Below are 24066 nucleotides of genomic sequence, written 5' to 3' on the forward strand. Positions count from 1 at the left end.
GAGGAGTGAGTTATTGTGGCAACAACAGCGGCTCAGACGAAACAGTCGAGTATACAAATTACAGGTATGACCTGTGCAGCTTGTGCAAACAAAATCGAAAAAGGCCTCGGCAAAATGGACGGGGTTACATCAGCGAATGTTAACTTCGCTTTGGAAAAGGCAAGTGTAACGTATGATCCCACGAAAGTGGAAATGAAAGAACTTGAGGAAAAAATCAAAAAACTTGGATATGGTTCCGTTTCAGAGGTTGCGCAATTCAATCTTGAAGGCATGACCTGTGCAGCATGTGCGAACAAAATTGAAAAGGGCCTGAACAAATTGCCCGGCGTGACTAACGCTTCAGTAAACTTCGCCATGGAAACGGCTCGAGTTGAATTTTCTCCTGGTGAAGTTTCCATCGAAGACATGAAAGACAAGGTAAGAAAACTCGGTTATACAGCGATCAGCAAAGCAGACGGTTCCAGTGGTGGTGCAAGTGAGCATCGTACTAAAGAACTGAGCAATCAAAAACGGAAATTACTGATTTCGGCAATTCTTTCCTTGCCGTTGTTGTGGACTATGGTAGGTCACTTCTCGTTCACTTCATGGATCTATGTACCGGAATTGTTTATGAATCCGTGGTTCCAACTAATTCTGGCTACACCAGTACAATTTTATATTGGTAGACAGTTCTATGTGGGTGCGTATAAGGCTCTCCGGAATGGGAGTGCGAATATGGATGTGTTGGTATCACTTGGCACCTCTGCAGCGTACTTCTACAGTTTATATTTGACCATTCAATGGTCAAGTATGGCTGACGGGATGCATCATGGTCCATCCCTGTATTATGAAACGAGTGCGGTCCTTATTACTTTGGTTCTTATGGGTAAATTGTTTGAATCACTTGCGAAAGGCCGAACATCAGAGGCAATTAAATCACTGATGAGTCTGCAGGCGAAGACGGCATTAGTGGTTCGGGATGGCAAAGAACTTACCATTCCAGTGGATGAAGTCATTGTAGGAGATGTTGTCCTTATTCGCCCAGGAGATAAAGTTCCTGTAGACGGAGAGGTGCTGGAAGGGATCTCATCTGTAGATGAATCCATGCTTACGGGCGAAAGCCTTCCAGTAGAGAAACAAGTCGGAGATGCTGTGATTGGAGCTACGATTAATAAAAACGGTATTCTTCGGATCAAAGCAACCAAAGTAGGTAAAGAAACCGCTCTTGCACAAATTATTAAGGTTGTTGAAGAAGCTCAGGGATCAAAGGCACCAATTCAGCGGGTAGCCGATGTGATCTCTGGCATATTCGTCCCGATCGTTGTAGGAATTGCAATAGTTGCTTTCGTGGTTTGGTACTTCTGGGTTACACCAGGCGATTTTGCAGGTTCGTTAGAAAAAGCAATTGCGATTCTTGTTATCGCATGTCCTTGTGCACTTGGACTTGCAACCCCAACATCCATTATGGCGGGGTCTGGTCGTTCGGCTGAACTAGGGGTGTTGTTCAAAGGCGGAGAGCATCTGGAGCAGACGCATAAAATTGATGCGATCCTTCTGGATAAAACCGGTACTGTTACAAAAGGTAAACCTGAATTGACTGACGTCGTCGCTCTTGGCAATGAGAATGAATTCCTGAAACTTGTTGGAGCTGCAGAGAAAAATTCTGAGCATCCACTTGCAGAAGCCATCGTTGTAGGCATCCAGGTACGAAATATCGAACTACCAGGAACACAATCCTTTGAAGCATTTCCGGGCTTCGGAATCCAGGCAACGGTTGAAGGTAAACAACTACTCGTGGGTACACGTCGACTGATGGAAAAGTATAATATCGATGCAAAAGCAGCTTATCATTCGATGTCACGTTTGGAAGAAGCGGGCAAAACCGCGATGCTGGTTGCCATTGATGGCCAATATGCAGGTATGGTCGCTGTAGCAGACACGATTAAAGAAACTTCGAAAGCTGCAGTGAGCCGTCTGAAAGAAATGGGCATTCAGGTCATTATGATTACAGGTGACAATGAACGGACGGCAAAAGCCATCGCTGCTCAAGTAGGTATTGACCACGTTCGTGCAGAGGTCTTGCCGGAAGGAAAAGCGGAAGAAGTGAAAAAACTGCAATCTCAAGGTAAAAAAGTGGCCATGGTTGGCGATGGTATTAACGATGCACCGGCTTTGGCAACTGCAGATATTGGTATGGCGATTGGTACGGGGACAGATGTAGCGATGGAAGCAGCTGATGTAACACTTATGCGCGGCGATCTATCCAGTATTCCTGATGCTATCTACATGAGTCGTAAGACTATGAACAACATTAAGCAAAACTTGTTCTGGGCACTTGGTTACAACACTTTAGGCATCCCTATTGCAGCTATCGGTCTGTTAGCACCATGGGTTGCAGGAGCAGCGATGGCCTTGAGTTCGGTATCCGTCGTTCTAAACGCCCTGCGATTGCAACGCGTAAAAGTACGTCACTAGTCAAAGTACTAGAATAGGAGCGAACATAATGATGATGAGGAGTAAAAAAATCATGCTAATGTTAACCGGTGTTTTAGCTTTCGATGTGTTGTCTGCTTGCGGAACCCCTAAAGAAAGTGCACATACAGATGGACATGGTGGTATGAATCATACTGAGAAGAATTCTGAAACTGAAGGTGCGAGTCATGATCATGCAGGGCCTCATGCTGATTCAACAGCAAGTATCCTTAAAGCCTCGTTCTCCTTTGCATCAGATGTGAAGGCCAATGAAAATTCGCATCTGACAATTCAAATCACGGACGCCGATGGAAATCCGGTTAATGAATTTGAGATGGGCCACGAAAAACGAATGCACCTTATCGTGGTGAGTAAAGATCTTTCTTACTTTAATCACATTCATCCAGATTATAAAGGCGATGGAAAGTTTGCGATTGAAACTTCATTTCCAGTCGGTGGCGAATACAAAATCCTTGCCGACTTTGTTCCAAAAGGTGGAGCGAGTACTGCACTCAGTGAATGGGTGAACGTTGGGGGACAAGAAAAAGCCCAAAAGCCTGTTCATGCGGATTCCAACCTTGTAAAAGAAGTGGATGGTAAAAAAATCGAACTTTCATTGAGTACCAAAAAGGCCAACAACGACGTAAATCTGACCTTTAATATCATGGATGCGTCAACGAACGAAGGGATTAATAATCTTGAACAATACCTCGGTGCTGTAGGTCATGTTGTTATCCTTTCTGAGGATGCAGAGCAATATCTGCATGTTCATCCAACAGAGGAAAAGGCACCAGGTCCAAAAGCGGAATTTATGACCTCCTTCCCGCATAGCGGAATCTATAAAATCTGGGGCCAATTCCAACATGATGGGGAAGTTTTTACAGTACCTTTTGTAGTAGATGTAAGTGAGTAGAGAGGTATGAGCATGCGAGATCAAATTAAAATAGCGATTAGTCCAGCAATCCAACTTGGTGGAAGCTTATTCACTCCGGAGCAACTAGTTAAAATTGGCGAGATTATTAGTCCAGATTCAAAAGTGGAGATGACACCCTTTAAGCAACTCTACGCAGAAGTATCGATTGAACAACGAGAGCAGATCACAAATGAACTTGAGGATCACGGTCTTGAAATAAACCCTGCAGGATTTGTAACCAAAAGTCTGATCGCTTGCAACTTTTGTAGAGGTGCAGAAGAAGCAGGCATGGAAACAGCCAAAAATTTAAATCAGGCCATTTCTGGTATCGAGACGCCTACACCACTCAAGATTGGATATGCTGGATGCGCCTTAGGCACTAGTGAACCGTTGATTAAGGATATTGGGATCGTAAAGATGCGCGATAAGTTCGATGTTTATGTTGGTGGCGAGTCGAAGGGGCTTAAACCCTCCTTCGCCAAGCTGCTACATTCCGGATTAACGGAGGATCAGCTTATTCCTTTTGTTACCGCAATTGTTGATTATTATAAGATGCATGCAAAAGGCAAAGAAAAGTTCAGCAAATTCGTTAATCGAATGACACTGGAAAACTTGAAGTCTATGACGCTTGAAAGGGGGTGAAAACAGTGAAAGAAGCAACTGTAAAAATTCAAGGTATGTCTTGCCGTTCTTGTGTAACTAAAATTGAAGGTGCAATTAGCGCTATTGGAGCTGAAGGGCACGTTAATTTTGAACAAGGAACAGTAGAAGTTCGATTTGACGATTCTAAAGTTCAAATCGCTGAAATTGAAGAAGCGATCCGTAAAAAAGGATATAACGTCGGAGCCTAATATATATTGAAATACAAGGGAGAGTAATTGGGCATGACGGAATCCATTCAGATTTATTCAATCCCAACCTGCAGCGATTGCAATTATGCTAAACGTTACTTTAAAGAGCATGAGCTTCCCTATACGGATTACAATTGTGAAGAAGATGCCAAGTACGCTGAGGAAGTCTGGAAGTTGACTGGCAAACAGGTTGTTCCAACCATTGTCATTGGAGATAAGGTCTTTGTAGGCTTTGCCGAAAATCTCACTGAAATCAGTGAGTTAGTTAAGTAACTCTTACGACCCCGGTCAACTTTTGACCGGGGTTATTCTTAATAAAAATATACCTTTGACTGATATATCTTTGTAGGAGTGGAGGGTATAATATGCTTACAAGATGCAGTAGATGGTTGCCCAACCGATTCAATCTTGGTTGATGACAAGCCGTTCTCTTAGCACGTACCATGATACTTCTTGCTCCCTTTACATAGGGTAGGGGGGGATGGTAATGTGTTAATAAAGGAGTTGATCTACATGGATGATACGATACTTGAGGCCGCCTCATGTGACCATACATCTTCAAACGAGCGGAAAAGCCATCATTCGGAGAGTACAAAGCGAAAATTAATTAGCCGGTTGAATCGGATTGAAGGGCAAGTGCGTGGAGTAAAAGGAATGATTGAGAAGGATACGTATTGTGATGACGTGTTGCACCAAATTGCCTCCATTCAATCCGCATTGAATGGCGTAGGAAAGCAGCTTTTGGAACATCATATGAAAAGCTGTGTCATTGAACGCATTTCAGAAGGCGATCACAAAGTTTTGGATGAACTGATGATCACTGTAAATAAGTTAATTAAGTAAGCTAGGATAGGGGAGATATCCTCTTGTTTTATTCAGGCAAATGCCCCATCAGTACTTCAAATGACCATATTGACAAATCTAACGCCTTCCACTAAGATAATCGTACAAGTAAATAATGAATATAATCAGGATTGTTACTGATCAGCAGGCAAGACCGATTAATATGCAAACATGTAGAGTTTAATACCATGGGTGCACTATTAATGGTCTTTTTTATTTGCTAAATTCTGTTAACGTTTCATTTTAAAAGGAGATTCGTATGAAAATCACGCGAATTATTAATAATAATGTCGTCTGCGCTGTAAATGAAAGACGCCAGGAGATGATGCTTCTAGGAAGTGGCATTGGTTTTCAGAAGAAAAAAGGAGACGATGTGGACACAGAGAAGATTGAGAAAGAATTTTTCCTGAAGTCCAAAAATGTAACTGGCAAATTATATGCCCTGCTCGCGCAGATTCCGATGGAGTACATCCGTGTGTCCGATAGTATTATTCAATATGCCAAGCAGTCCTTGGATAAAGAGCTGAATGAAAATATATATTTGACGCTAACAGACCATATTAACTTCGCCGTATCACGCTATAAACAGGGAATGAACTTCAACAATGCGTTATTGTCTGAAATTAAAGCATTCTACGCCAATGAGTATCGAGTGGCTTTGAAGGCTTTGGATATGATTAATCAAGAATTCAACATTACGTTGCCTGAAGATGAGGCTGGATTTATTGCGCTTCATATTGTCAATGCAGAGCTCGGATCTGAAATGGAAGATACCATGAAGATGACACAATTGATTCAAAAGGTTTTAAATATTATTCGTTATCAGTTCAAAATTCACTTTAACGAAAGCTCCCTTCACTACTCTAGACTGATCACGCATCTAAAGTTTTTTGCCTATCGTCTGTTTAACAATACGGTGATGAAAAGTAATGATAACGATTTCCTCAATATTATTAAAGAAAAATATAAGCTAGAGTACCAATGTAGTCTAAGAATTGCGCAGTTGATTCGGGTAGACTATGGGAAAGAATTAACCGAAGACGAATTGGTGTATTTAACTGTTCATATCAAAAGGGTGACTGATGAAGAAAGGGATTGACCCATCATCGCTCCATAATGACTATACTAGGATTGTTACTGGTGATGCAGGCAAGACCTAGAGTTCCATCGTGTATAGAGCATATCTATATTCGATAGAACTCTAGGTCTTTTTTTGTAGAATAATACATTGAAGGGGGAACAAAAATGAAACATGAACAAACGGCTACCGACATTCTAAAACTTGTTGGTGGTGAAAAAAACATTGAAAGTGTTACACACTGTGCTACCAGGTTGCGCTTTAATTTGAAAGACGAGTCGATTGCAAACAACGAAGCACTGAAAAACGTACAAGGAGTTGTGGGCGTTGCCAGTAGTGGAGGTCAGTATCAGGTCATTATTGGTAATGAGGTCAACAACGTCTATAAAGCCCTTGCGCAACTAGGGAACTTTACAAGCAAGAATGATACTCCAACTGTGAAAAAAGGAAAAGTCTCCACTGTTCTGGACACGATTTCCGGAATCTTTACACCTATCCTACCGGCGATGATTGGTTGCGCCATGATTAAGGCAGTTCTTCTTATTTTGAAAACCTTTGATCTCGTTGACCTTGACGGTCAATTTAATACGATTATGACTTTCGTCGGGGATGCGGCTTATTACTTCTTGCCAATGCTGCTCGCCTGGAGTGCTGCTGTTAAACTTAAAGCTAATGTGGGTTTTGCGTTAACCATTGCGGGTATCTTGTTACATCCTAGCTTTTCGGCGTTGATGTCTGCGGGTGAGCCTGTTACGTTCTTCGGTCTGCCTGTTACACAAGCAACGTATTCTTCTTCCGTTATTCCAATTATTCTAGCTGTATGGATCCTGTCATATGTGGAACGATTTGCTGAAAAGTATTCTCCTTCCGTGATCAAATCCATTTTGAAACCTTTATTTGTAATCCTTGTTATGGCGCCTCTAACATTAATTATTCTAGGACCATTGGGTGCAATTGCCGGTAACTATCTTGCTTCTGCTGTATCCTATGTCAATACACACGCAGGATGGTTAGTGTCTGGTATTATCGGCGGAGCATTCCCATTCCTGATTCTGACGGGGATGCACTATAGTTTGGGACCCGTTGTCCTCACTGCTTATGCGCAGACAAAAACTGATGGCATTGTTGGCCCAGGTATGCTCGTACACAATATTGCTCAAGGTGCAGCTGCGCTCGCGGTCGCATTAAGAACCAAAAATAAGGCGTTTAAACAAGTTGCATACTCTACTAGCGTAACTGCGCTGTTAGGAATTAGCGAACCTGCATTGTTTGGTGTAAATCTACGGTTGAAAAAACCGCTGATCGCTGTTGTCATTGGTGGTATTGTAGGCGGAATATACGTTGGCTTGTTCGGAGTAGCTCGATCTGCTCTAGGCATTGCCGGCTTGGCTACGTTGCCAGCATTTATCACAGATAATCCATGGAACCTAATCCATGCAGCAATTGGTCTGGTCATTGGCTTTGTTGTTACCTTCTTGATGACGCTTATTTTAGGATTTGAAGATGTGCCTGAGGATGGAGAGGATCAACAAACACCAGCCAATTCATCTTCAACAAACCGTGTGCCTGTTGTTAGTGTTTCTGAACATGTGCTCATAGCACCAATGACTGGTCGAGTTCTAGAGTTATCAACAATAAAGGACGAAGCTTTTGCAACTGGAGCTATGGGAAAAGGGATCGCCATTGAACCTACAGTTGGAAAGCTTGTTTCACCAGCCGATGGTGTCATATCCGCGGTATTCCCTACCTTCCACGCAATCGGTATTAGCTCGAATAATGGGGCTGAACTCCTCGTTCATATCGGCATGAACACGGTGAAGCTGAAAGGTGAACATTTCAAGGTGCATGTACAAGAAGGTGATGAAGTAAAAGCTGGGGATTTACTTATCGAATTCGATACAGATGCAATAGCCGCCAAAGGTTATGATCTGACTACACCTATTATTGTTACGAATTCAGATGACTTTACAGATGTAATTGGTATAGACAAACCATCGATTATGATCGGTGAAAAACTAATGAAGATCATATAAGAATACAAGGAGGAATTCCAATGAAGAACACAACCGTATTCCCGGACTCTTTTATGTGGGGCGGCGCAACAGCGGCGAATCAATATGAGGGTGCCTGGAACATTGATGGTAAAAAGGCAAGTACAGCAGATATGATGACGGGTGGAACGCATACTATTCCAAGACGGATCACTAAACACATTGAGGAGGGCGTAAACTATCCTTCCCATGAGGCAGTAGACTTTTACCATCATTACAAAGAAGATATCCGTCTGTTTGCAGAGATGGGCTTTCGATGCTTCAGAATGTCCATTGCTTGGTCCAGAATATTCCCCAACGGGGACGATATAACGCCAAATGAAGCAGGACTTCAATTTTACGACAAGGTGTTCAGTGAACTGAAAAAGTATAATATTGAACCCATCGTTACGATCTCACATTACGAAGCTCCGTTTGCGCTAACTGAGAAGTTCAATGCTTGGGCTTCCAGAGAGATGATCGACTGCTACGTACGGTATTGTGAGACCATTTTCACCCGTTACAAGGATGTCGTGAAGTACTGGATTACATTTAATGAGATCAATAGTTTAATTGTTCCAGCAGGTGCATATATAGCAGGGGCATTATTAGTTGATGATAGTGGTGTATTTAACAATACGGTTGTGGATAGTACGCAATTAAGATTCCAGGCTTTACATCATCAATTTATAGCAAGTGCAAAAGCTGTCAAGCTTGCTCATGAGATTAATCCGGCGTTCCAAATCGGTTGTATGATTAATTATAGTCATGGTTACGGAAGTACATGTAAACCGGAAGATATGTTGAAGGCTCTGAGAATGGATCAGATTAACAATATGCTAAGCAGTGACGTGCAAGTTAGAGGGGAATACCCTGACTTTGCCAAGAGATATTTTAATGAGAACAATATTCAGATTGAGATGGCAGAAGAAGACGTAGAAGTGCTAAAACAAGGCTGTGTTGATTTTTATAGCTTCAGCTACTACAAATCTCATGTAGTGGGTACCCGCCCAGAGGGTGATGAAACCCAGGGGAATGTCTTTGGTGGATTCAAAAATCCATATTTGAAGGCAAATGATTGGGGATGGCAAATCGATCCAGTTGGACTTCGTTACGTACTCAATCATGTGTACGATCGGTATAGAATCCCTGTAATGATCGTTGAAAATGGTCTGGGAGCGGTTGATGTCATCGAAGAGGATGGCTCTATCCATGATACGTACAGGATCAATTTCCTGCGAGATCATATCGAACAAATGAGAGAAGCTATCCTCGATGGCGTTAATCTTATCGGCTACACGGCTTGGGGTTGCATCGACATCGTTAGTGCCTCAACTGGCGAAATGGAGAAACGCTACGGATTCATTTATGTAGATAAGGATAACGAGGGCAGTGGTACCCTGAAAAGAAGTAAAAAGGACAGTTTCCACTGGTATAAAAAGGTGATTGAATCCAACGGGGAAAGATTGGATTTGGAAATATAATTTGCACTCGAACGAAAGATGATCCAATCTTTAAATTCTATCAAATAGACCAAGTACTTATCACTTTGTGAGACAAGTACTTGGTTTTTTGTGCATCAATAATAAAACTAAGAATTAATTATTTTGATGGCTACAGTGGCTGACAATATCCAGTCTACAGTTCATTATGGTGTCCAAGGGTTTTCAAAAGCTAAATATAAATATTTACCTCTTGCATAAAGAACATGTGTTCGGTCTATAATATATACAAACATACGTTCTTAAAAGTACAGGAGTGATTACAGTGTTGACTAAGCAACGAACCATTATGCTCATTGATATGCAGTCGTTTTATGCTTCAGTCGAAAAGGCAAAAATGCCTCAATACAAAAATAGACCATTAGCTGTTGCGGGAGACCCCGCAAGACGCTCTGGAATTATCCTTGCCGCTTGTCCACTAGCCAAGGCGAAGGGTGTGTCTACCGCGGAACCACTCTGGCAGTCTCTTCAGAAGTGCCCTGAACTGATCATTGTGAGACCACACATGCAAGAATATATCGAAGTATCCACTCAAATCATGTCCATTATTGAAGAGTTCACCGATCTGGTCGAACCGTACAGTATAGACGAATTATTCGCTGATTTTACAGGGTCTATGCATCTATTCGGTAATGATCCAGTTGATTTGGCCAAGCAAATTCAAGACAAAATCTATAATGAAACAGGCGTTTACGCGAGAGCTGGCATTGGTGAAAACAAAATCATCAGTAAATTATGCTGCGATATGATCGCTAAAAAAGCAGAGGGGGGCATTTTCCACTTAAAAAAAGAGGAGTTACACCTCCATATTGGAGATAGGCCCATCCGCGATATGTGGGGGATCGGCTCCAGAATGGAAAAACATCTGTGGAAGATGGGCATCCGAACCATTAGAGACCTGGCGAATACGCCTCTTTCCAAATTAAGAAGTAAGTGGGGTGTTAATGGAGAAGTCATTTGGCGAGTCGCAAATGGACTCGACAATTCGCCGGTAACCGTCAACACGCACAGTACACAAAAAGATATTGGAAACGGAATGACCCTACCTAGAGATTTCACAGAGGCTTGGGAGATCGAAGTGGTTATTCTCGATATCTGCACAGAAGTATGCAGAAGAGCCCGCAAAAAGGGACTGATGAGTAGTGTAGTATCTGTGAGTGTGTCTGGAGCGGATTTTGACCACCCCACTGGTTTTCACAGGCAGGTGAAACTGTCTGATCCTACAAACATAACCGTTGATGTATGCAAGATAGCCAAACGCATATTTCATCAACACTGGGATGGGCAACCTGTGCGCCGTGTAGGCGTATCCCTGTCTCAATTATCCAACGCGGATACATATCAACTATCTTTTTTTGATGATCAAGAGCAGAAACGGGCCATTGATCAGGTGATGGACGATATTAAGGATCGATTTGGCGACATTGCCATTCTACGAGCAAGCTCCATTACGGCTGCGGGTCAAGCGATCGATCGAGCATCTAAAATTGGGGGGCATTATAAATGAGCAAAAAACTGGAGGCCAATGGATTATGGGAATCGAGCCGCATGATGCTTCCTCAACATAAAGAACGAATTATACAGCATCGTACTCAAGTTCATTATCTAACGAAACCGCTGATCCATGAAGATGAGTGGGAGATTATTACACAAAATATAGATATGTCGCTCAATTATACATTGCAAGCCACCTTTGAAATATTTACTGAGTCAGGCAATCGGGATATACACGGGATCGTCACTTCAGTCAGTACCTTTGGAAAGAAAATCAAAATTGAAATGGAGAATGGATTTGAATGGGTCGATTTTGATCAATTGGTCGCTGTAAAACTTGAAGAAGGAGGCGTGTAAAGTGCGACAGACTTTCGAGGAACTTTCACTCGTGAAGAGGGTGGTAGAGCTCCCTTATCTTTTAGGTGCTCTGGAGGTAGATAAACATAAAATATACGCTTCAAACTTCAAAATGAAATCTGTGTATGTTGACTACTTGGACGGTACTCAAAAGAAAATTGCTTTAGAGATGTACAAATCAAAACAAAGGCTAAAGGAACATCATATTAAAATCATAGATGAAGTGAGATCTGAGCTGAGTTTAACGGTAGATTATTCGGTGAGAGGTTACATTCATAAAATGACATTATTATGGAGCAAAGTGAAAGTGGATGTAACCTTAATGCTTACCGAACATATGAACGTTGATATTACTGAATTGCCCACATGAACATAGAAAATAAGAATCTAACTCATGGATGCGGCAACCAATACGAGCAGATCTTTCGGCAAACTGGGAATCACGAAAAAGATAAATAAAAAGGCAGAGTAAACTATGTTTGGATGTCAAAGATAAAAAAACTCATTATTATATATCTGCCCCTTTATTCGGTAAGGACATTCAAAAGAAAAGCCGCGAAGGAGGAGGAATAGCAGAAGGTTTAAGACAATCGAGAAATCAGCAGGATGCCCAATTTTCGGGTTCGCTAGCGGGACGTAATTATCAAGTCATCATTTCAAGTAGCATGAGAAATTTTAAGATAAAACGCAAGAGGAGAAGTGGGCGTAAAAGTAATTGAGGGGATGGTAGCGTCATGCCAATTGAAATCAAAGACATTGTGTCTAAGAAAATATTAAGTGAAGTAAAAGGTTATCTAGATATTGGTTTTACTCATTCACTAAATCCCTATACGGGTTGTGCATTTGCTTGCGAATACTGTTATGTCAGAGAAATGCCTATTCAAAAGTTTAAGGATATTCCTTGGGGATCGTGGGTGGATGTCAAGAAAAATGCAGCAGAAAACTATCTAAAGGAAGTCTCTCTTCTAAGACGTAAAAATAAACCCATAAGTATATTCATGTCATCAGCCACAGATCCTTATCAACCTGTAGAGCAGAGGGCAAACATTACAAGAAGCCTATTGGAAGAAATGGATAAAAACCCACCAGATTCACTTCAAATTCAAACTAGAAGCCCGCTGGTTGCCAGAGACCTTGATATACTTCTGAAATTAAAAGGAAAATGTCGAATTATGGTTTCAATGACAATCGAGACAGATCGCGAAGACGTGAAACGAATTTTTTCGCCCTATGCTCCTGGAATAGATTTACGAGTTAAAGCCTTGAAAAAGATAAATGATGCAGGGATACATACACAAATATCTATCTCCCCTGTGCTACCTTTTTCACCTAATTTCGCTAACATGTTACAAGGCATAACTGATCGAATTTGGATTGATACGCTATTGATTGGTGATGGTCAAATGGGGATGAGATCTAAGCGGTTAGGGATGCCACAATTATTTGAGGCGAACGGCTGGGACAGATGGTACGAGAAAAGCATTCATCTGAAAGTCGAAAAATATTTTAAGGCAAGGTTTCCATCTGAAATTATTCATGTATCCAAAAACAATGCATATCCATTTTGATTTTAAATAGCCAATTATTTAATGAGGATCTTGTCCGTTTTTTCTTCATGCAATAGAAATATTGCAGAAACTGGTGTTCGAAGATCAACTCTCTCATACGAATTAATGGAGGACGCATGAGTCCTCCATTGACTTAACTTGAAGATGTAGAGGAATTTATTCTATTTTGAAATGACCGTGGAGTAACAATTTGACATCATTCACTCTGATCAATATCGTTTGGAAGTTCATCATTGAGTTTCTGGTACCCGAGTCCCCATGTTTCCATAGAGAATATAATTGGCTTCAGTGAATTTCCTAAATCACTTAAGCTGTATTCGACTCTCGGAGGGACTTCTGCAAAAACAGTACGAATGACAATTCCATCCTCTTCCATTGAACGTAAATTTTCAGTGAGAACCTTTTGGCTGATCTCCGGGATACTTTTACGAAGTTCTCCGAATCGATGAGTTCCCTTCAAAAGATCCCTCATAACCAATAACTTCCACTTGTTACCTATCAATCCAACTGTCGTTGCGACGGGACACAACGGTAACTCTTTTTTTGAAATCACTGTATTATCGCCTCCAATAGTTACTATTAGGTTCCTATATAACAAAAAGGCGCCTACTTTCAAAACAATACATTGCTTATATTATAATTCTGTCTATGAAAAATCAAATGAAAATGAATGAAAGGAGGAGGGAGTTCGCAAAATAGTTTATGGATACAACTGAGTGACTATTTTTTGAATCATATGTTAACGTTCTTGAATTCTTGGAGACAGCATTTAGAGATCAGTTTATTGGCTCTGCAACCTAAAGATAAAATAATAGTTACAAAAAGGTTCCTATGCAACATTAAGGTGCCTACTTACCAAGTATCTAAAGTAGAGATAAAATTTAAGTGAAGGCATATGCTCACGAAATAGAAAGGGGTTTAAATATGACGATTACAGAAAACAAACAATTGATGCATCGATTCACGAACTTCATTAATACGGCAAGCAAAGAGCTTGCTGAAGAATTGATTGCTCCAGATGCTGTTTTTTATGTACCTATGCAAAAAGAACCAATGAATGGTCCCAGTGGTTATCTCTCCATAATTCATATGATGAGATCTGGTTTTTCCGATATACAGTGGACTGTTAAGGAGCTAGTAGCAGAAGAGGATCTAATAGCAGCTCATTTTGTCATGAAGGGCACACAAGACGGAGAGTTTCTCGGGTTTCCACCAACGAGCAAAAAAATCGAAGTAAATGCAATGAATTTTTATCGGATCTCCAATGGCCAAATTATTGAAGAGTATGGTCAACCTGATATGCTTGGCTTGCTTCAACAAATAGGGGCAATTCCAAAAGCATAATTAGATTAAAGTAGAAGAGGGACTGCATTTTTGCACTCCCTCTTCTTAGTGATTTTACAATTAGGAAATATAAACTACTAGTTTTAGCCTAGTTTTTGCGAACCATTGAACCACACGGATTTGATTGACAAGGTATCTGAAATATTAGTGATCGGATCACCGTTTATGAGAATAAGATCAGCACGTGCACCTTCGGTAATCCGGCCACGATCATGTAGACCAAAGCAACGGGCCGGTTTGGAAGTAGCCGACTGAAGAGCTTCGATCGGAGTGAACCCAGCCTTCACCAGCAACTGCATTTCGTGGTGAACACTAGCCCCATGAGCAAGGCCACCAAGGTTCGGAACAGGAACCGGTGCGACATCCGTCCCTACAAGAATATCAACTCCGGCACGGTGAAGATCCATCACATTTTTAAAGCTGTTCTCCATATTGCCTTGTGGGAACGTATTGAAGCTTGAGTTCAAGATATCGATCCAATCCGGACTTAATTTGGAATGAACTCGTGGATCATTAGCCAATTCTGATGCCGGATTACCTATAATTGATGAATTCAACACCAAGCACGGTGTAACAAAAGCTCCAGAATCAGCTATGGATTTAACCAATTCGGACGTGTACTCGGGTCTGTCGATAAACAAGTGGCCCAAACCGTCGACTCCAAAATCGATGGCAGCTTTCGATGAAAGAGCCGTCAAAACGTGGGCAATGACCAACTTATCGAACTTGTGGGCTTCAGTAACGGCTGTTTTTAGAATCTCATCACTTAGAACAGGCAGGCCAGGTGCACCCATAACCGTTCCCTCTTCAATCATGATCTTAATATAGTCAGATCCATTCTCCACTTGGGTATGCACATGTTTGATCGCTTCATCAACCGTCGTCACTTGAGGTATTTCGTCGTGATCGTGAGCGTAGGCGGCTAACATTGCTTCCCGGTCTTCCTCCGATAACTTCTCTAGTTCCTTTAATACGAATTCAGGTATTTCATCTCCATCAGGTAGTAATTCATCTGGGTGCCCACCAGGAGCGGTAATCGCTGTACCAGCAGATCGAACGTCTGCGATGTCATCGACATTTTTTAGCTGAATTTCGCGCCCTCTTTTCGTAAAATCGCCGTTCATTTCAAGTTCTGTTGTAACACCGAATTTTAAGGCATCTCGTAATCCACCAATGGAGGTATGGACATGTGCATCAATCAGACCAGGTATTAATGTCGCATTTTCTCCATCGATAATTGTTGCATCGCTTGGGATGTCTCCGCCCACTGAAATAATGGAAACCCCTTTAATGACAATATGTCTGGGAGCAATAATCTGATATCCATCAAAGATTCGTACATTTGTAATCGCCGTAATTCCTTCTGATCCAGCATTCTGATTTAATTTCTCCATCATAACTCCTCCTAATGTGTTTGTGTTTCAACACTTCGGAGTATAACTGTTAGATATCTAACAGTCAATAGTCTAACTTTTGTTTGACAAGCCTACTGGGATCACTGTATATTTTAGCTACTTACAATTAGATTCCTAACAATTACAGAGGGGACGATGGACGGTCATGCCTTCCCGAGAAGATACGCCTTATATGGAGTTGTTTCAAATTATCGGTCTTAAGTTAAAGAAAAGAGCGGATGAGAGTATAAAAGAGCTAGGATTAAGTTCTCAACAAGGAAAAGTAATCGATTATATTTATGAGAATCAAGATAATCATATTATTCAAAAGGATCTTGCAGATCGGTTTCATCTGCGTGGGGCAAGCGTTACAAGCATGCTTCAAGGTCTAGAGCAAAAAGGTTTCATCGAACGTAAAATCCCGGCCAATAATGAACGGCAAAAAAATATTTATGTATTACCAAAAGCGGTTGACTTGATTGAAGACTTCAATAACTCATTTCAAAAAGTGGAGGATGAAATCGTTCAAGCCCTTAATGACGAGGAGAAACAAATCTTAAAGAAATTACTGATCAGAATTAATGAACGCATATAATAGACTGGCAGGCAGAGGTAACTGGTGGCCATAGAACACTGATGACATTGATTTCTCATCAGGAATTATTACTTACAATGGAACGGAAATCTTGGATCAAGAAGATATTTTTCAAGTCATTACTGCATCGTTTGAAAATCTTTCTATTTAAGGCGGTATATTAATAAACAAACTTGAAATTAAAGTATCTAACTATAATCCCAAGTATGCTGAACATACAGTGAAAATGTGGAGAGATAGTAAGGAACGGGCAATTGGTCAGGCTGAAACCCATAGCTTCGAAAACCATCTATATTTTTTAAATCATATACTATCTAAACAGTATCAAATAGATTTAGCGTTAATTGATGAAAAAGTAGTTGGAATGATTGCCTATAGTGAAACTGAGATAAGCCAACTTTATATTCATATTGATTATCAAGGGAATGGAATAGGGCGAACCTTGCTTAATAAAGCAAAAGCACAAGCAAATGGAAAATTAACTTTATATACATTTGAAGTGAATAAAGATGCCCAAAAATTTTATGAGAATAATGGGTTTGAAATTACTGGTAGAGGACAAGAAAATGAAGAGAATTTACCTGATATACGATATGAATTGAAGTTGTAAGAATTGAAGTTGTAAAAATCGAACATAAAGTTACATTCAAAAAAGTGAACAGTCTGCAGGTTAGCAGGATGCTTGACCACCCAACCATTTTCACTGGAAATGTAATCCCATGTATTTGTCTTGACAGTAATTGAGTCTGACTCGTAATATTTAAAGTGGAGATGTAGGAAAGGGGACTCGCCGGACCATGTGGACTTCCTTGTAATGATTATCTAAACTGGATCGCTCGACTTGGTGTTTTGGTTATAACCACACGCCTGGTTTGTGATGCCGATCCGCAATCATTCAAGGGACGCGAGGAACCGTTTGAATCAAACCCGGGCGCGGATACTTGATGTATCCGCTTTTTGTTATACCTAGGATAATTCCATCTCCAATGAAAAATGGTTTTCTCCCTCCCTTATTAAACGGAGGTAATAAAATGACCAAACTATACGGAAAAACCGCTATTGTGACAGGCACAAGCCGCCCCGGAGGTATTGGAACCGCTGTCTGCCGCACGTTGGCACAAGAAGGCGCTAATGTGTTCTATACCCATCTGTACGATTACGATAAAACAGAGAATCCGGGGGATGCCGACAAAAACTGGCCGGATCTCTTTGCCGAAGAACTTCGCTCCTATGGCGTTAAGGCAGCGCATATGGAGGTCGATCTTACCGATCCCAATTCTCCAGCGCAACTGCTTGATGCATGCCGATCGGCTCTCGGGCTGCCGACCATTCTCGTCAACAACGCTACCTACAGTGTAGCAGCTGATTTCCGTCAATTAAATGCATCATTGATCGATGCGCACTGTGCCATGAACATTCGAGGTACATTCATGCTATCGGCCGAATTTGCGCGTATGCTGGAGGTTGAACTGGCCGTCCATCAGGACCTTTGCGGCGGCCGGATCATCAACCTCACGTCCGGTCAAGGTAAGGGGCCGATGCCTGGCAATCTCGCTTATGCCGCAACGAAAGGCGCTGTCTCCACCTTTACCGAATGTCTATCTGCTGAACTGGCTCCGTTTCACATTACTGTGAATGCGGTTGATCCCGGGCCTACCGATACGGGTTGGATGTCAGAAGAAGTGAAAAAAGCTTTGCTACCGGAATTTCCGATGGGCAGGATCGGTCTTCCTGAAGATGTATCCCGTCTGATTGCTTTTCTGGCAAGCGACGATTCCCAATGGATCACCGGACAAATCATTCATTCTAGAGGTGGTTTCTAATTTCCATAAAACCAAAGGAGGCCGCCGATCAACAGGATCGGCGGCTTTATTCGACTAGCGGGTGGATACTATGCTTTGTGAAGAAGATGATGCAAAGGTGGCGAAAGAAGCTTTACGTCAATACCCAATCAATTGGTTAAAAACTTGTCGTCTCCGCCTTTTAACGTCTTCGGAACGCTCCACCGCGCGCCAGAGCATAGAAAATCAAGAGAGCAATGATCGACCCGACGATCGCGGGTATGATATGAAATCCACCCACCACCGGCCCCCTCGGTCCCAACAGTTCATACCCTAACCACGATCCAACAAAGCCAGCAATGATATTGCCGAGTACGCCTCCCGGCACGTCCCGTCCAATCAGATTTCCGCTTAACCAGCCAATTAGCCCACCGACAATAAGTATCCAGATTAAATACACGAATTGGTCTCCCTTCCATTGATTTATTACAAGTTATGTTTCGTTAGGGGGAATGTTGCGGATCATCTGCGAATCGACCATTAAACCATTTCCATTTTAATCCAAGGGTAGTAAAATCGGTTGTACCACCACTAGTATGAATGCTGATGCAGATGGGGATTGGAGATCGCCAGTATAGGAAGGAGGCACTTAGGTGTTCATGTTTCGAAGTCCTTTTATTATAGCCTTATTGATGATGTGTCTGATGTCAGGCTTGACTGCTTGTTCTGAGTCAGAGCAATCGGAAGATAGGCGTGCTTCGACAAAGGTTGACTTCACGGAGCAGATACAGAGCCTTAATCTGAATCTGGAAGAACCGTCATGGAAGCTGGATACCACCCCCGTGAATCTAACGTGGTTCGTTGGAGCTGAATGGTACGGGCAAACTTGGGGTGAGAGCCTGACTTCCAAATATGTCACCCAAAAAACAGGGGTCAATATCGAATTTGAAGTATCAACTGGTGAACCAAGCGAGATGTTATCACGGATGTTGACGACCGGTAGTCTGCCGGATCTGATAACCATCGGCTCCTGGGAGAGTGCGGTTAACAAACTTCGGGAGAGTAATCTCATCTATGCCCTGGATGAGCTAGCCAACCAGTATGATCCTTACTTTTACAAGGTAGCAGGTGATGATGATGCTCTGCAATGGTATCGGCAGGAAGACGGCCATACCTATGTCATCCCCAATGATGCGTACAGTCCCGAACAGATGCGTTCAACCGGCTTGACGGGAGCGAACCAAACCTTTCTCGTACGTAAAGATCTGTATGAGTCGATGGGCAAACCGGACCTTACCACACCAAAAGGTTTTCTAAATGCATTGCAATTGCTGAAGAATCAATATTCTGTTTATAAAGGCAAGCTGATCAGTCCGTTCTGGGCACAGGGGAATGCATCCTATGGGATGACCGAATATTTGCAAAATCTGCTTGCGATCCCCCATGAACAGAACGGTAAAGTATACGACCGAATGACAGATCCGGATTATATTGAGTGGCTGAAAACATTTCGTATCGCTTACGAGCAGGGCCTGATTAATGTTGATTTTCTGGTCGACTCCAGTGCACAGGTGCAGGAAAAAACCAACCAAGCCCAATATTTTATGATGATTCGGGAATGGACAGACATAGCAGACCTTAATTCGAAATTGGAAGTCCTTACGAATCAGAGTTCATACTATATTGCTGTAGATGGACCCCGGAGCAGCAGGGGAGAATCCGCCAAACTGTTTCCTGGCAGCATGGATGGCTGGATGGTTACGATGATTAGCAGATCCACGGAAAACCCTGAACGGGCCATCCGATTTTTGACCTATCTGGCCAGCGAAGAAGGCCAAAGGGATTTATTTTTGGGCAAAGAAGGTGAAACCTGGGCGATGAAGAACGGCAAACCACAGTTGACGGCGGCAATGCTTCAGTTGCATGACACGGATAGGGAGCGGCTGGAAAAGGAATATGGCATTATGGATACCTACTGGATGCTGCGAAACCCTGCTTTCGTTAACAAGTGGAGACCAGAGAATGCCCCATCCATTAAGCAAATGGAGGAGTTCGCCAACCAACAGGCCGATCTGGACAGCGGCATCTATAAGGGACTAGATCCTATAGGGGATTCCGATATAGCGTTAGCCTGGTCACGTATTTCTCAGAATTGGGAAGAAGTGCTGCCAGAACTGATTACAGCGAAGGATGAAGCTGCCTTTGACAAAATTTTTGAAAATTTTCTGATACGTCGTGTGAACTATGGCTTTAACCAGGTGATGGAATATCGCCAGGCTGAACTGGAACTGAGAAAAGCCAAATTAGTCAGATAACCATTCCCTACTACATTGTTAACGATCAGCTAACTAGTAATATATGGTATAACAAAGGTGGTGAATACATCAGCATGAAATACCTACTAACGAGATTGAGGAAGATTTATCGCAATGCCCGTATATCCCAAAAGCTGTTTCTGGCATTTAGCCTGATGATTGCCATACCTGTTATTTTGATATCCTTCGTGTATATCCGCATGCAAGAAACCCAGCTATATAAGGATGCTATGGCAACGGGCAACAGCCACGTTTCATGGCTGAATGAACAATTGCGCAGAAGAATGGATATGATTGAGAACGCTTCCAACACGGCTCTTACTCAAAAGTCATTTGTGGATTTTATTCATTCCAATATGCTTGTGGATGGACTGCGGCTGGTGAAGTTTAAGCAAAACCAGTTTGAGCAAATGCTTAATATTATTCAAAGCAATGCGATAATTAGTGAGCTTAGCTTTTACGTCGATAACCCAAACTTGTATGAAATCTGGCCTGAAATCTATCATTATAAGAAATTTTGGCCGCAGGATTATTGGGTAAAGCTTCGGGACGAAGGTGGTGCGGCTTACCGTTTATTTTCTTTTAGGGATGGTGAACACACATTATCCTACTATCGTCTGGTTCGCCTTCAAGGGCAGGAACAAAAACGCCCTAGTATTATGGAAGTGCGAGTCCCGCACAGCATGTTTTTCAGCGACCTGCTCCAGGAGAGCAAGGGGGACTTCTTTTCGGTGTTGATGAACGCAAGCGATCCTCCCCAGTATGTTTACAATCCCCAGCATGAGTTTTCTGAGAAGTATGGGCAGGGGATGGAGGAGATTCTTGGCAGTATTCATCACCAGCTGGATATATTGCCGCAGGAAAGCCCGCTTCAGGTTAAGGTGGGAGATCAGAGCTTCTATGCATTGTATCGATACATCGCTCCGTTGAACACTTATGTGGTTGAGATTGCTTCCCATCAGGCATTGATGAAGGGACCGCGCAGTTGGTATGCATTTGTGGTAACGATTACATTATGTGTATTGCTGCTGATTATGCTACTCGTATCCCAAACGACACGGCGTATTTTCCGGCGGTTGGACAGCGTATTGGTATCCATGCGTCAGGTACGGAAAGGCGAGCTGGATTCAATGATTGATACAGGCCTTGATGAGAACGAAAGAGGGGATGAAATCGATGAGGTGGCAGTGAATTACAATAAAATGTTACATGAGGTCAAACGTCTAATGACACAGGTCGTGGATAAGCAGTTAATTGCCAAAAACGCACAGTTGCACTCCCTGCATTCGCAGATTAATTCTCATTTTTTATATAACGCCCTGGAATCGATCCGTATGGTGGCAGAGGTACAGCGGCAGCCTGCTATAGCCAATTCATTGGTGTCGTTGGGCTCCCAACTACGTTACAGCATGCAGTGGCGTAGCGATACCGTTGCTTTTCGTGAGGAGCTTGCCAATATCCAAAGTTATATTGAATTTATCAACTTTATGGAAGGTGGCAGTATCGTTATGACGGCGGATCTTCCTCAGGAGATACTTCGCTATGCCATTCCCAAGATGTGTATGCAGCCCATCGTTGAAAATGCAGTTCATCACGGGGCACTTTCAGGCAGGAGGGTAACTATAGAGATTACCTTTTCTGTGGAAAATGACAGTCTGCTTTTCATTAACATAAGAGATGACGGAAAGGGGTTAGAGCCTGAGATGTTACACCGTCTTCAGGCAGTACTGCGGAGCGAATCGGATACACCGATGGTTACTAGCAGGAGCGGACTTGGTTTGGAAAACGTGAATAAGCGATTGCAGCTTCATTATGGCAAGAATTGCGGTCTTTGGATTGATAGTGTGCAAGGTGCATATACCTGCGTAACGATACGCTTGCCTTGGGAAAATGTAAATCTTGGAGGGTGGTAGAGCATGATTAATATCCTGATTGTGGACGATCAAAAACACATTCGTGACGGCCTGCAGGCCATGCTGCATCAATTTCCTCTGGAGCTGAACAACATATACTGTGCCGCGAGTGGGATTGAGGCGCTGTCCCTATTGCGGCAGCATTGCATTCACATCGTTATTACCGATATTATGATGCCCGATATGGATGGGTTGACGCTCATGGCTCAAACCAAAGAGGACTACATGGATGTGGAATACCTCATTATCAGCGGTTATAGTGATTTTACATATGCCCAAAAAGCGATCGGGCTTGGTGCAAAGGGTTACTTGCTCAAACCTTTGAAGCGAGAGGATCTGCAACACTCCCTGGAGCATGTATGGCAAGAGATCCAGACACGGCAGGCACTTACGCATAATATGCAGCGTGTATCCCGCCTCGCCCAAGAGACCGATCGTAAAGAATTAAGAATGTTTATGCAAGGTGCGTTAAGTGATGACGCATGGATCCTTCAGATTGAGGAACAAAATGATGCGTTATGGCGTAATTATCGCCTAGCCCTGCTGCGGGAAGAAGTTTACATGAACCAGCCCGGAGCCAGCAGCGCTCATAGTATGGAAGCCATTGCTTGTCGTGTGTTTGGCAGACAAGGTTGTATTTGCCTGCAACATCGCCCATACCTGATCCTTGCGGTGGATGCGTCCATAGATCCAAGTGTTTTGCCAGCAGCGCTCAAGGAAGCAAAGATCGATGCCATAACGGCCATGACTAACCCGATGCAGGGGTTAAAAGAACTACCCGACAGCTATAACCAAGTGCTTGAGCTCTATCGCCACAGTTACTTGTTTCCTGATCAGTACAGTATCTCCCCAGCACATATTGAGCATATGGAACAGCAGTGGCAACTGCCCTATGAAGACTTATATGAACTGTTCCAGTCGATTGGAACAGATAACAGCGGAACAATTACTCAGGGTATTTCTGCAATATTTCACAAAAAGGTGCTGCAACGTTATCCTATTCGCTATACCCAACAGCTCTGCGCCGCCACCGTTCAGATGATGGAGGAATACCAACGAGTTATCCACCCTTATATGGGGGAAGAAGTGCTGGATCTTGAATCCTTGCGTAATCTCTTTGATTATCAAGGGATGCGTGAGTATATACAAGCACTGCAACAGCAGCTGCTTCGGCTGAATCAGTTATATTATGACTATAAGTGTAGCTATCGCCATTCGCAGGATCTAAATGAAGCTATTCGTTTTATACACGAGAGTTACCACAAACCGCTGGACCTCGCGATGGTATCCAATCATGTATCGCTTAATTATGCTTATTTTTCAAATCTGTTTAAGAAGAATATTGGTAAAGGTTTTGCTGAATACCTACGAGATGTGCGTCTGGATAAAGCGCGGCGGCTTCTCGCCGAAACCGATCATAAAATTGTGGAGGTGGCTGCTATGGTTGGATATGAAAGCTACAAAAGCTTTACACGCGCGTTCCGACTTGTGATGCAGATCCAACCCACAGAGTACCGACAAATGATGCGCCAGAAGGCAGATTGAATCAAAAGCCAAAAAAATGGGATACCACAAAAACAATTGTACCTTTTCAGCGAATTAATCTATTCGATAGAATAAAGATACCCCTTCATGTA

At 42.5% G+C, this 24066-nt stretch carries 24 protein-coding genes; 21 read left to right on the forward strand and 3 right to left on the reverse strand.

Translation table 11 applies throughout. From position 1 onward, the window contains the following. Nucleotides 1–15: 15 nt before the first annotated feature. The 14 genes from NST33_RS16100 (at nt 16) to NST33_RS16165 (ending at nt 13087) form a co-directional block, all read left to right on the forward strand. On the forward strand, nt 16–2454 hold the full coding sequence (locus NST33_RS16100; RefSeq protein WP_339303975.1) for a heavy metal translocating P-type ATPase: 2439 nt from the start codon (nt 16–18) through the stop codon (nt 2452–2454). 28 nt (nt 2455–2482) lie between these two features. After that, nucleotides 2483–3364: a hypothetical protein gene (locus NST33_RS16105; RefSeq protein ID WP_339303977.1), complete on the forward strand. Its 882-nt coding sequence runs from the start codon at nt 2483–2485 to the stop codon at nt 3362–3364. A 12-nt stretch (nt 3365–3376) separates the two neighbouring features. Further along, the gene (locus NST33_RS16110) at nt 3377–4006 is read left to right on the forward strand and encodes a nitrite reductase (protein WP_221821425.1); all 630 of its coding nucleotides are present in this window, start codon (nt 3377–3379) and stop codon (nt 4004–4006) included. Nucleotides 4007–4011: 5 nt separating this feature from the next. Further along, the gene (locus NST33_RS16115; protein ID WP_221821426.1) at nt 4012–4215 is read left to right on the forward strand and encodes a heavy metal-associated domain-containing protein; all 204 of its coding nucleotides are present in this window, start codon (nt 4012–4014) and stop codon (nt 4213–4215) included. 33 nt (nt 4216–4248) lie between these two features. Beyond that, nucleotides 4249–4488: a glutaredoxin family protein gene (locus NST33_RS16120; protein ID WP_074095290.1), complete on the forward strand. Its 240-nt coding sequence runs from the start codon at nt 4249–4251 to the stop codon at nt 4486–4488. A gap of 240 nt (nt 4489–4728) precedes the next feature. Continuing rightward, a complete protein-coding gene (locus tag NST33_RS16125; protein WP_047843212.1) occupies nt 4729–5058 on the forward strand; it encodes a metal-sensitive transcriptional regulator in 330 nt (109 codons plus the stop codon). A gap of 259 nt (nt 5059–5317) precedes the next feature. After that, a complete protein-coding gene (locus NST33_RS16130; RefSeq protein ID WP_076250546.1) occupies nt 5318–6157 on the forward strand; it encodes a PRD domain-containing protein in 840 nt (279 codons plus the stop codon). A gap of 146 nt (nt 6158–6303) precedes the next feature. Then, a complete protein-coding gene (locus NST33_RS16135) occupies nt 6304–8169 on the forward strand; it encodes a beta-glucoside-specific PTS transporter subunit IIABC (RefSeq protein ID WP_221821427.1) in 1866 nt (621 codons plus the stop codon). Between the two features lie 20 nt (nt 8170–8189). After that, nucleotides 8190–9650, forward strand: a complete 1461-nt coding sequence (locus tag NST33_RS16140) for a glycoside hydrolase family 1 protein (RefSeq protein WP_221821428.1) — start codon at nt 8190–8192, stop codon at nt 9648–9650. A gap of 286 nt (nt 9651–9936) precedes the next feature. Then, nucleotides 9937–11175: a DNA polymerase IV gene (locus NST33_RS16145; protein WP_260632762.1), complete on the forward strand. Its 1239-nt coding sequence runs from the start codon at nt 9937–9939 to the stop codon at nt 11173–11175. Continuing rightward, the gene (locus tag NST33_RS16150) at nt 11172–11519 is read left to right on the forward strand and encodes a YolD-like family protein (protein WP_100527527.1); all 348 of its coding nucleotides are present in this window, start codon (nt 11172–11174) and stop codon (nt 11517–11519) included. The genes NST33_RS16145 and NST33_RS16150 overlap by 4 nt, the downstream gene beginning before the upstream one ends. Before the next feature lies 1 nt (nt 11520). Next, nucleotides 11521–11889: a hypothetical protein gene (locus NST33_RS16155; protein WP_036613922.1), complete on the forward strand. Its 369-nt coding sequence runs from the start codon at nt 11521–11523 to the stop codon at nt 11887–11889. Nucleotides 11890–11998: 109 nt separating this feature from the next. Next, nucleotides 11999–12238 carry a hypothetical protein gene (locus tag NST33_RS16160; RefSeq protein ID WP_260632763.1) on the forward strand — a complete coding sequence of 80 codons (240 nt, stop codon included), beginning with the start codon at nt 11999–12001 and terminating at the stop codon, nt 12236–12238. Between the two features lie 15 nt (nt 12239–12253). Then, nucleotides 12254–13087 (forward strand): radical SAM protein, encoded by an 834-nt coding sequence (locus NST33_RS16165; RefSeq protein ID WP_221821429.1) that lies wholly within the window; start codon nt 12254–12256, stop codon nt 13085–13087. Nucleotides 13088–13283: 196 nt separating this feature from the next. Here the strand turns inward: NST33_RS16165 and NST33_RS16170 are convergent, their stop codons facing one another. Further along, complete coding sequence (locus NST33_RS16170; RefSeq protein ID WP_221821430.1) at nt 13284–13640, reverse strand: helix-turn-helix domain-containing protein; 357 nt, start codon at nt 13638–13640, stop codon at nt 13284–13286. 371 nt (nt 13641–14011) lie between these two features. Between NST33_RS16170 and NST33_RS16175 the strand changes: the two genes are divergently transcribed. After that, nucleotides 14012–14431 (forward strand): ester cyclase, encoded by a 420-nt coding sequence (locus NST33_RS16175; RefSeq protein WP_221821431.1) that lies wholly within the window; start codon nt 14012–14014, stop codon nt 14429–14431. A gap of 83 nt (nt 14432–14514) precedes the next feature. On the opposite strand, the gene NST33_RS16180 is transcribed toward NST33_RS16175, so the two are convergent. Then, nucleotides 14515–15825 (reverse strand): amidohydrolase family protein, encoded by a 1311-nt coding sequence (locus NST33_RS16180; protein WP_339308709.1) that lies wholly within the window; start codon nt 15823–15825, stop codon nt 14515–14517. Between the two features lie 166 nt (nt 15826–15991). On the opposite strand from NST33_RS16180, the gene NST33_RS16185 reads away from it, so the two are divergent. The 3 genes from NST33_RS16185 (at nt 15992) to NST33_RS16195 (ending at nt 18243) form a co-directional block, all read left to right on the forward strand. Then, complete coding sequence (locus NST33_RS16185; protein WP_036613915.1) at nt 15992–16420, forward strand: MarR family transcriptional regulator; 429 nt, start codon at nt 15992–15994, stop codon at nt 16418–16420. A gap of 163 nt (nt 16421–16583) precedes the next feature. After that, on the forward strand, nt 16584–17030 hold the full coding sequence (locus NST33_RS16190; protein WP_127549270.1) for a GNAT family N-acetyltransferase: 447 nt from the start codon (nt 16584–16586) through the stop codon (nt 17028–17030). 421 nt (nt 17031–17451) lie between these two features. After that, on the forward strand, nt 17452–18243 hold the full coding sequence (locus NST33_RS16195) for an SDR family oxidoreductase (RefSeq protein ID WP_047843236.1): 792 nt from the start codon (nt 17452–17454) through the stop codon (nt 18241–18243). A gap of 160 nt (nt 18244–18403) precedes the next feature. Here NST33_RS16195 and NST33_RS16200 read toward each other — a convergent pair whose 3' ends face one another. Beyond that, nucleotides 18404–18661, reverse strand: a complete 258-nt coding sequence (locus NST33_RS16200) for a GlsB/YeaQ/YmgE family stress response membrane protein (RefSeq protein ID WP_074095306.1) — start codon at nt 18659–18661, stop codon at nt 18404–18406. A gap of 199 nt (nt 18662–18860) precedes the next feature. Here NST33_RS16200 and NST33_RS16205 point away from each other — a divergent pair, with 199 nt between their 5' ends. The 3 genes from NST33_RS16205 to NST33_RS16215 all read left to right on the forward strand — a co-directional run bounded on the left by NST33_RS16205 (nt 18861) and on the right by NST33_RS16215 (nt 23974). Then, entirely contained in the window at nt 18861–20516 is a 1656-nt protein-coding gene (locus tag NST33_RS16205) for an extracellular solute-binding protein (protein ID WP_339308711.1), read from the forward strand. Between the two features lie 74 nt (nt 20517–20590). Next, nucleotides 20591–22429, forward strand: a complete 1839-nt coding sequence (locus tag NST33_RS16210; protein WP_339193551.1) for a histidine kinase — start codon at nt 20591–20593, stop codon at nt 22427–22429. A 3-nt stretch (nt 22430–22432) separates the two neighbouring features. Then, on the forward strand, nt 22433–23974 hold the full coding sequence (locus tag NST33_RS16215) for a response regulator (protein ID WP_339303983.1): 1542 nt from the start codon (nt 22433–22435) through the stop codon (nt 23972–23974). Nucleotides 23975–24066: the final 92 nt, after the last annotated feature.

This window comes from Paenibacillus sp. FSL L8-0435, from assembly GCF_037965655.1.
Taxonomy (GTDB): domain Bacteria; phylum Bacillota; class Bacilli; order Paenibacillales; family Paenibacillaceae; genus Paenibacillus.

Bases quoted from the DNA above. Each gene is read 5' to 3' on its own strand.
- NST33_RS16110 (WP_221821425.1), top strand. From the start codon at position 3,377: ATGCGAGATCAAATTAAAATAGCGATTAGTCCAGCAATCCAACTTGGT.
- NST33_RS16180 (WP_339308709.1), bottom strand. From the start codon at position 15,825: ATGGAGAAATTAAATCAGAATGCTGGATCAGAAGGAATTACGGCGATT.
- NST33_RS16215 (WP_339303983.1), top strand. From the start codon at position 22,433: ATGATTAATATCCTGATTGTGGACGATCAAAAACACATTCGTGACGGC.
- NST33_RS16175 (WP_221821431.1), top strand. From the start codon at position 14,012: ATGACGATTACAGAAAACAAACAATTGATGCATCGATTCACGAACTTC.
- NST33_RS16205 (WP_339308711.1), top strand. From the start codon at position 18,861: ATGTTTCGAAGTCCTTTTATTATAGCCTTATTGATGATGTGTCTGATG.
- NST33_RS16120 (WP_074095290.1), top strand. From the start codon at position 4,249: ATGACGGAATCCATTCAGATTTATTCAATCCCAACCTGCAGCGATTGC.
- NST33_RS16140 (WP_221821428.1), top strand. From the start codon at position 8,190: ATGAAGAACACAACCGTATTCCCGGACTCTTTTATGTGGGGCGGCGCA.
- NST33_RS16185 (WP_036613915.1), top strand. From the start codon at position 15,992: ATGCCTTCCCGAGAAGATACGCCTTATATGGAGTTGTTTCAAATTATC.
- NST33_RS16195 (WP_047843236.1), top strand. From the start codon at position 17,452: ATGACCAAACTATACGGAAAAACCGCTATTGTGACAGGCACAAGCCGC.
- NST33_RS16105 (WP_339303977.1), top strand. From the start codon at position 2,483: ATGATGATGAGGAGTAAAAAAATCATGCTAATGTTAACCGGTGTTTTA.
- NST33_RS16165 (WP_221821429.1), top strand. From the start codon at position 12,254: ATGCCAATTGAAATCAAAGACATTGTGTCTAAGAAAATATTAAGTGAA.
- NST33_RS16150 (WP_100527527.1), top strand. From the start codon at position 11,172: ATGAGCAAAAAACTGGAGGCCAATGGATTATGGGAATCGAGCCGCATG.
- NST33_RS16210 (WP_339193551.1), top strand. From the start codon at position 20,591: ATGAAATACCTACTAACGAGATTGAGGAAGATTTATCGCAATGCCCGT.
- NST33_RS16135 (WP_221821427.1), top strand. From the start codon at position 6,304: ATGAAACATGAACAAACGGCTACCGACATTCTAAAACTTGTTGGTGGT.
- NST33_RS16130 (WP_076250546.1), top strand. From the start codon at position 5,318: ATGAAAATCACGCGAATTATTAATAATAATGTCGTCTGCGCTGTAAAT.
- NST33_RS16125 (WP_047843212.1), top strand. From the start codon at position 4,729: ATGGATGATACGATACTTGAGGCCGCCTCATGTGACCATACATCTTCA.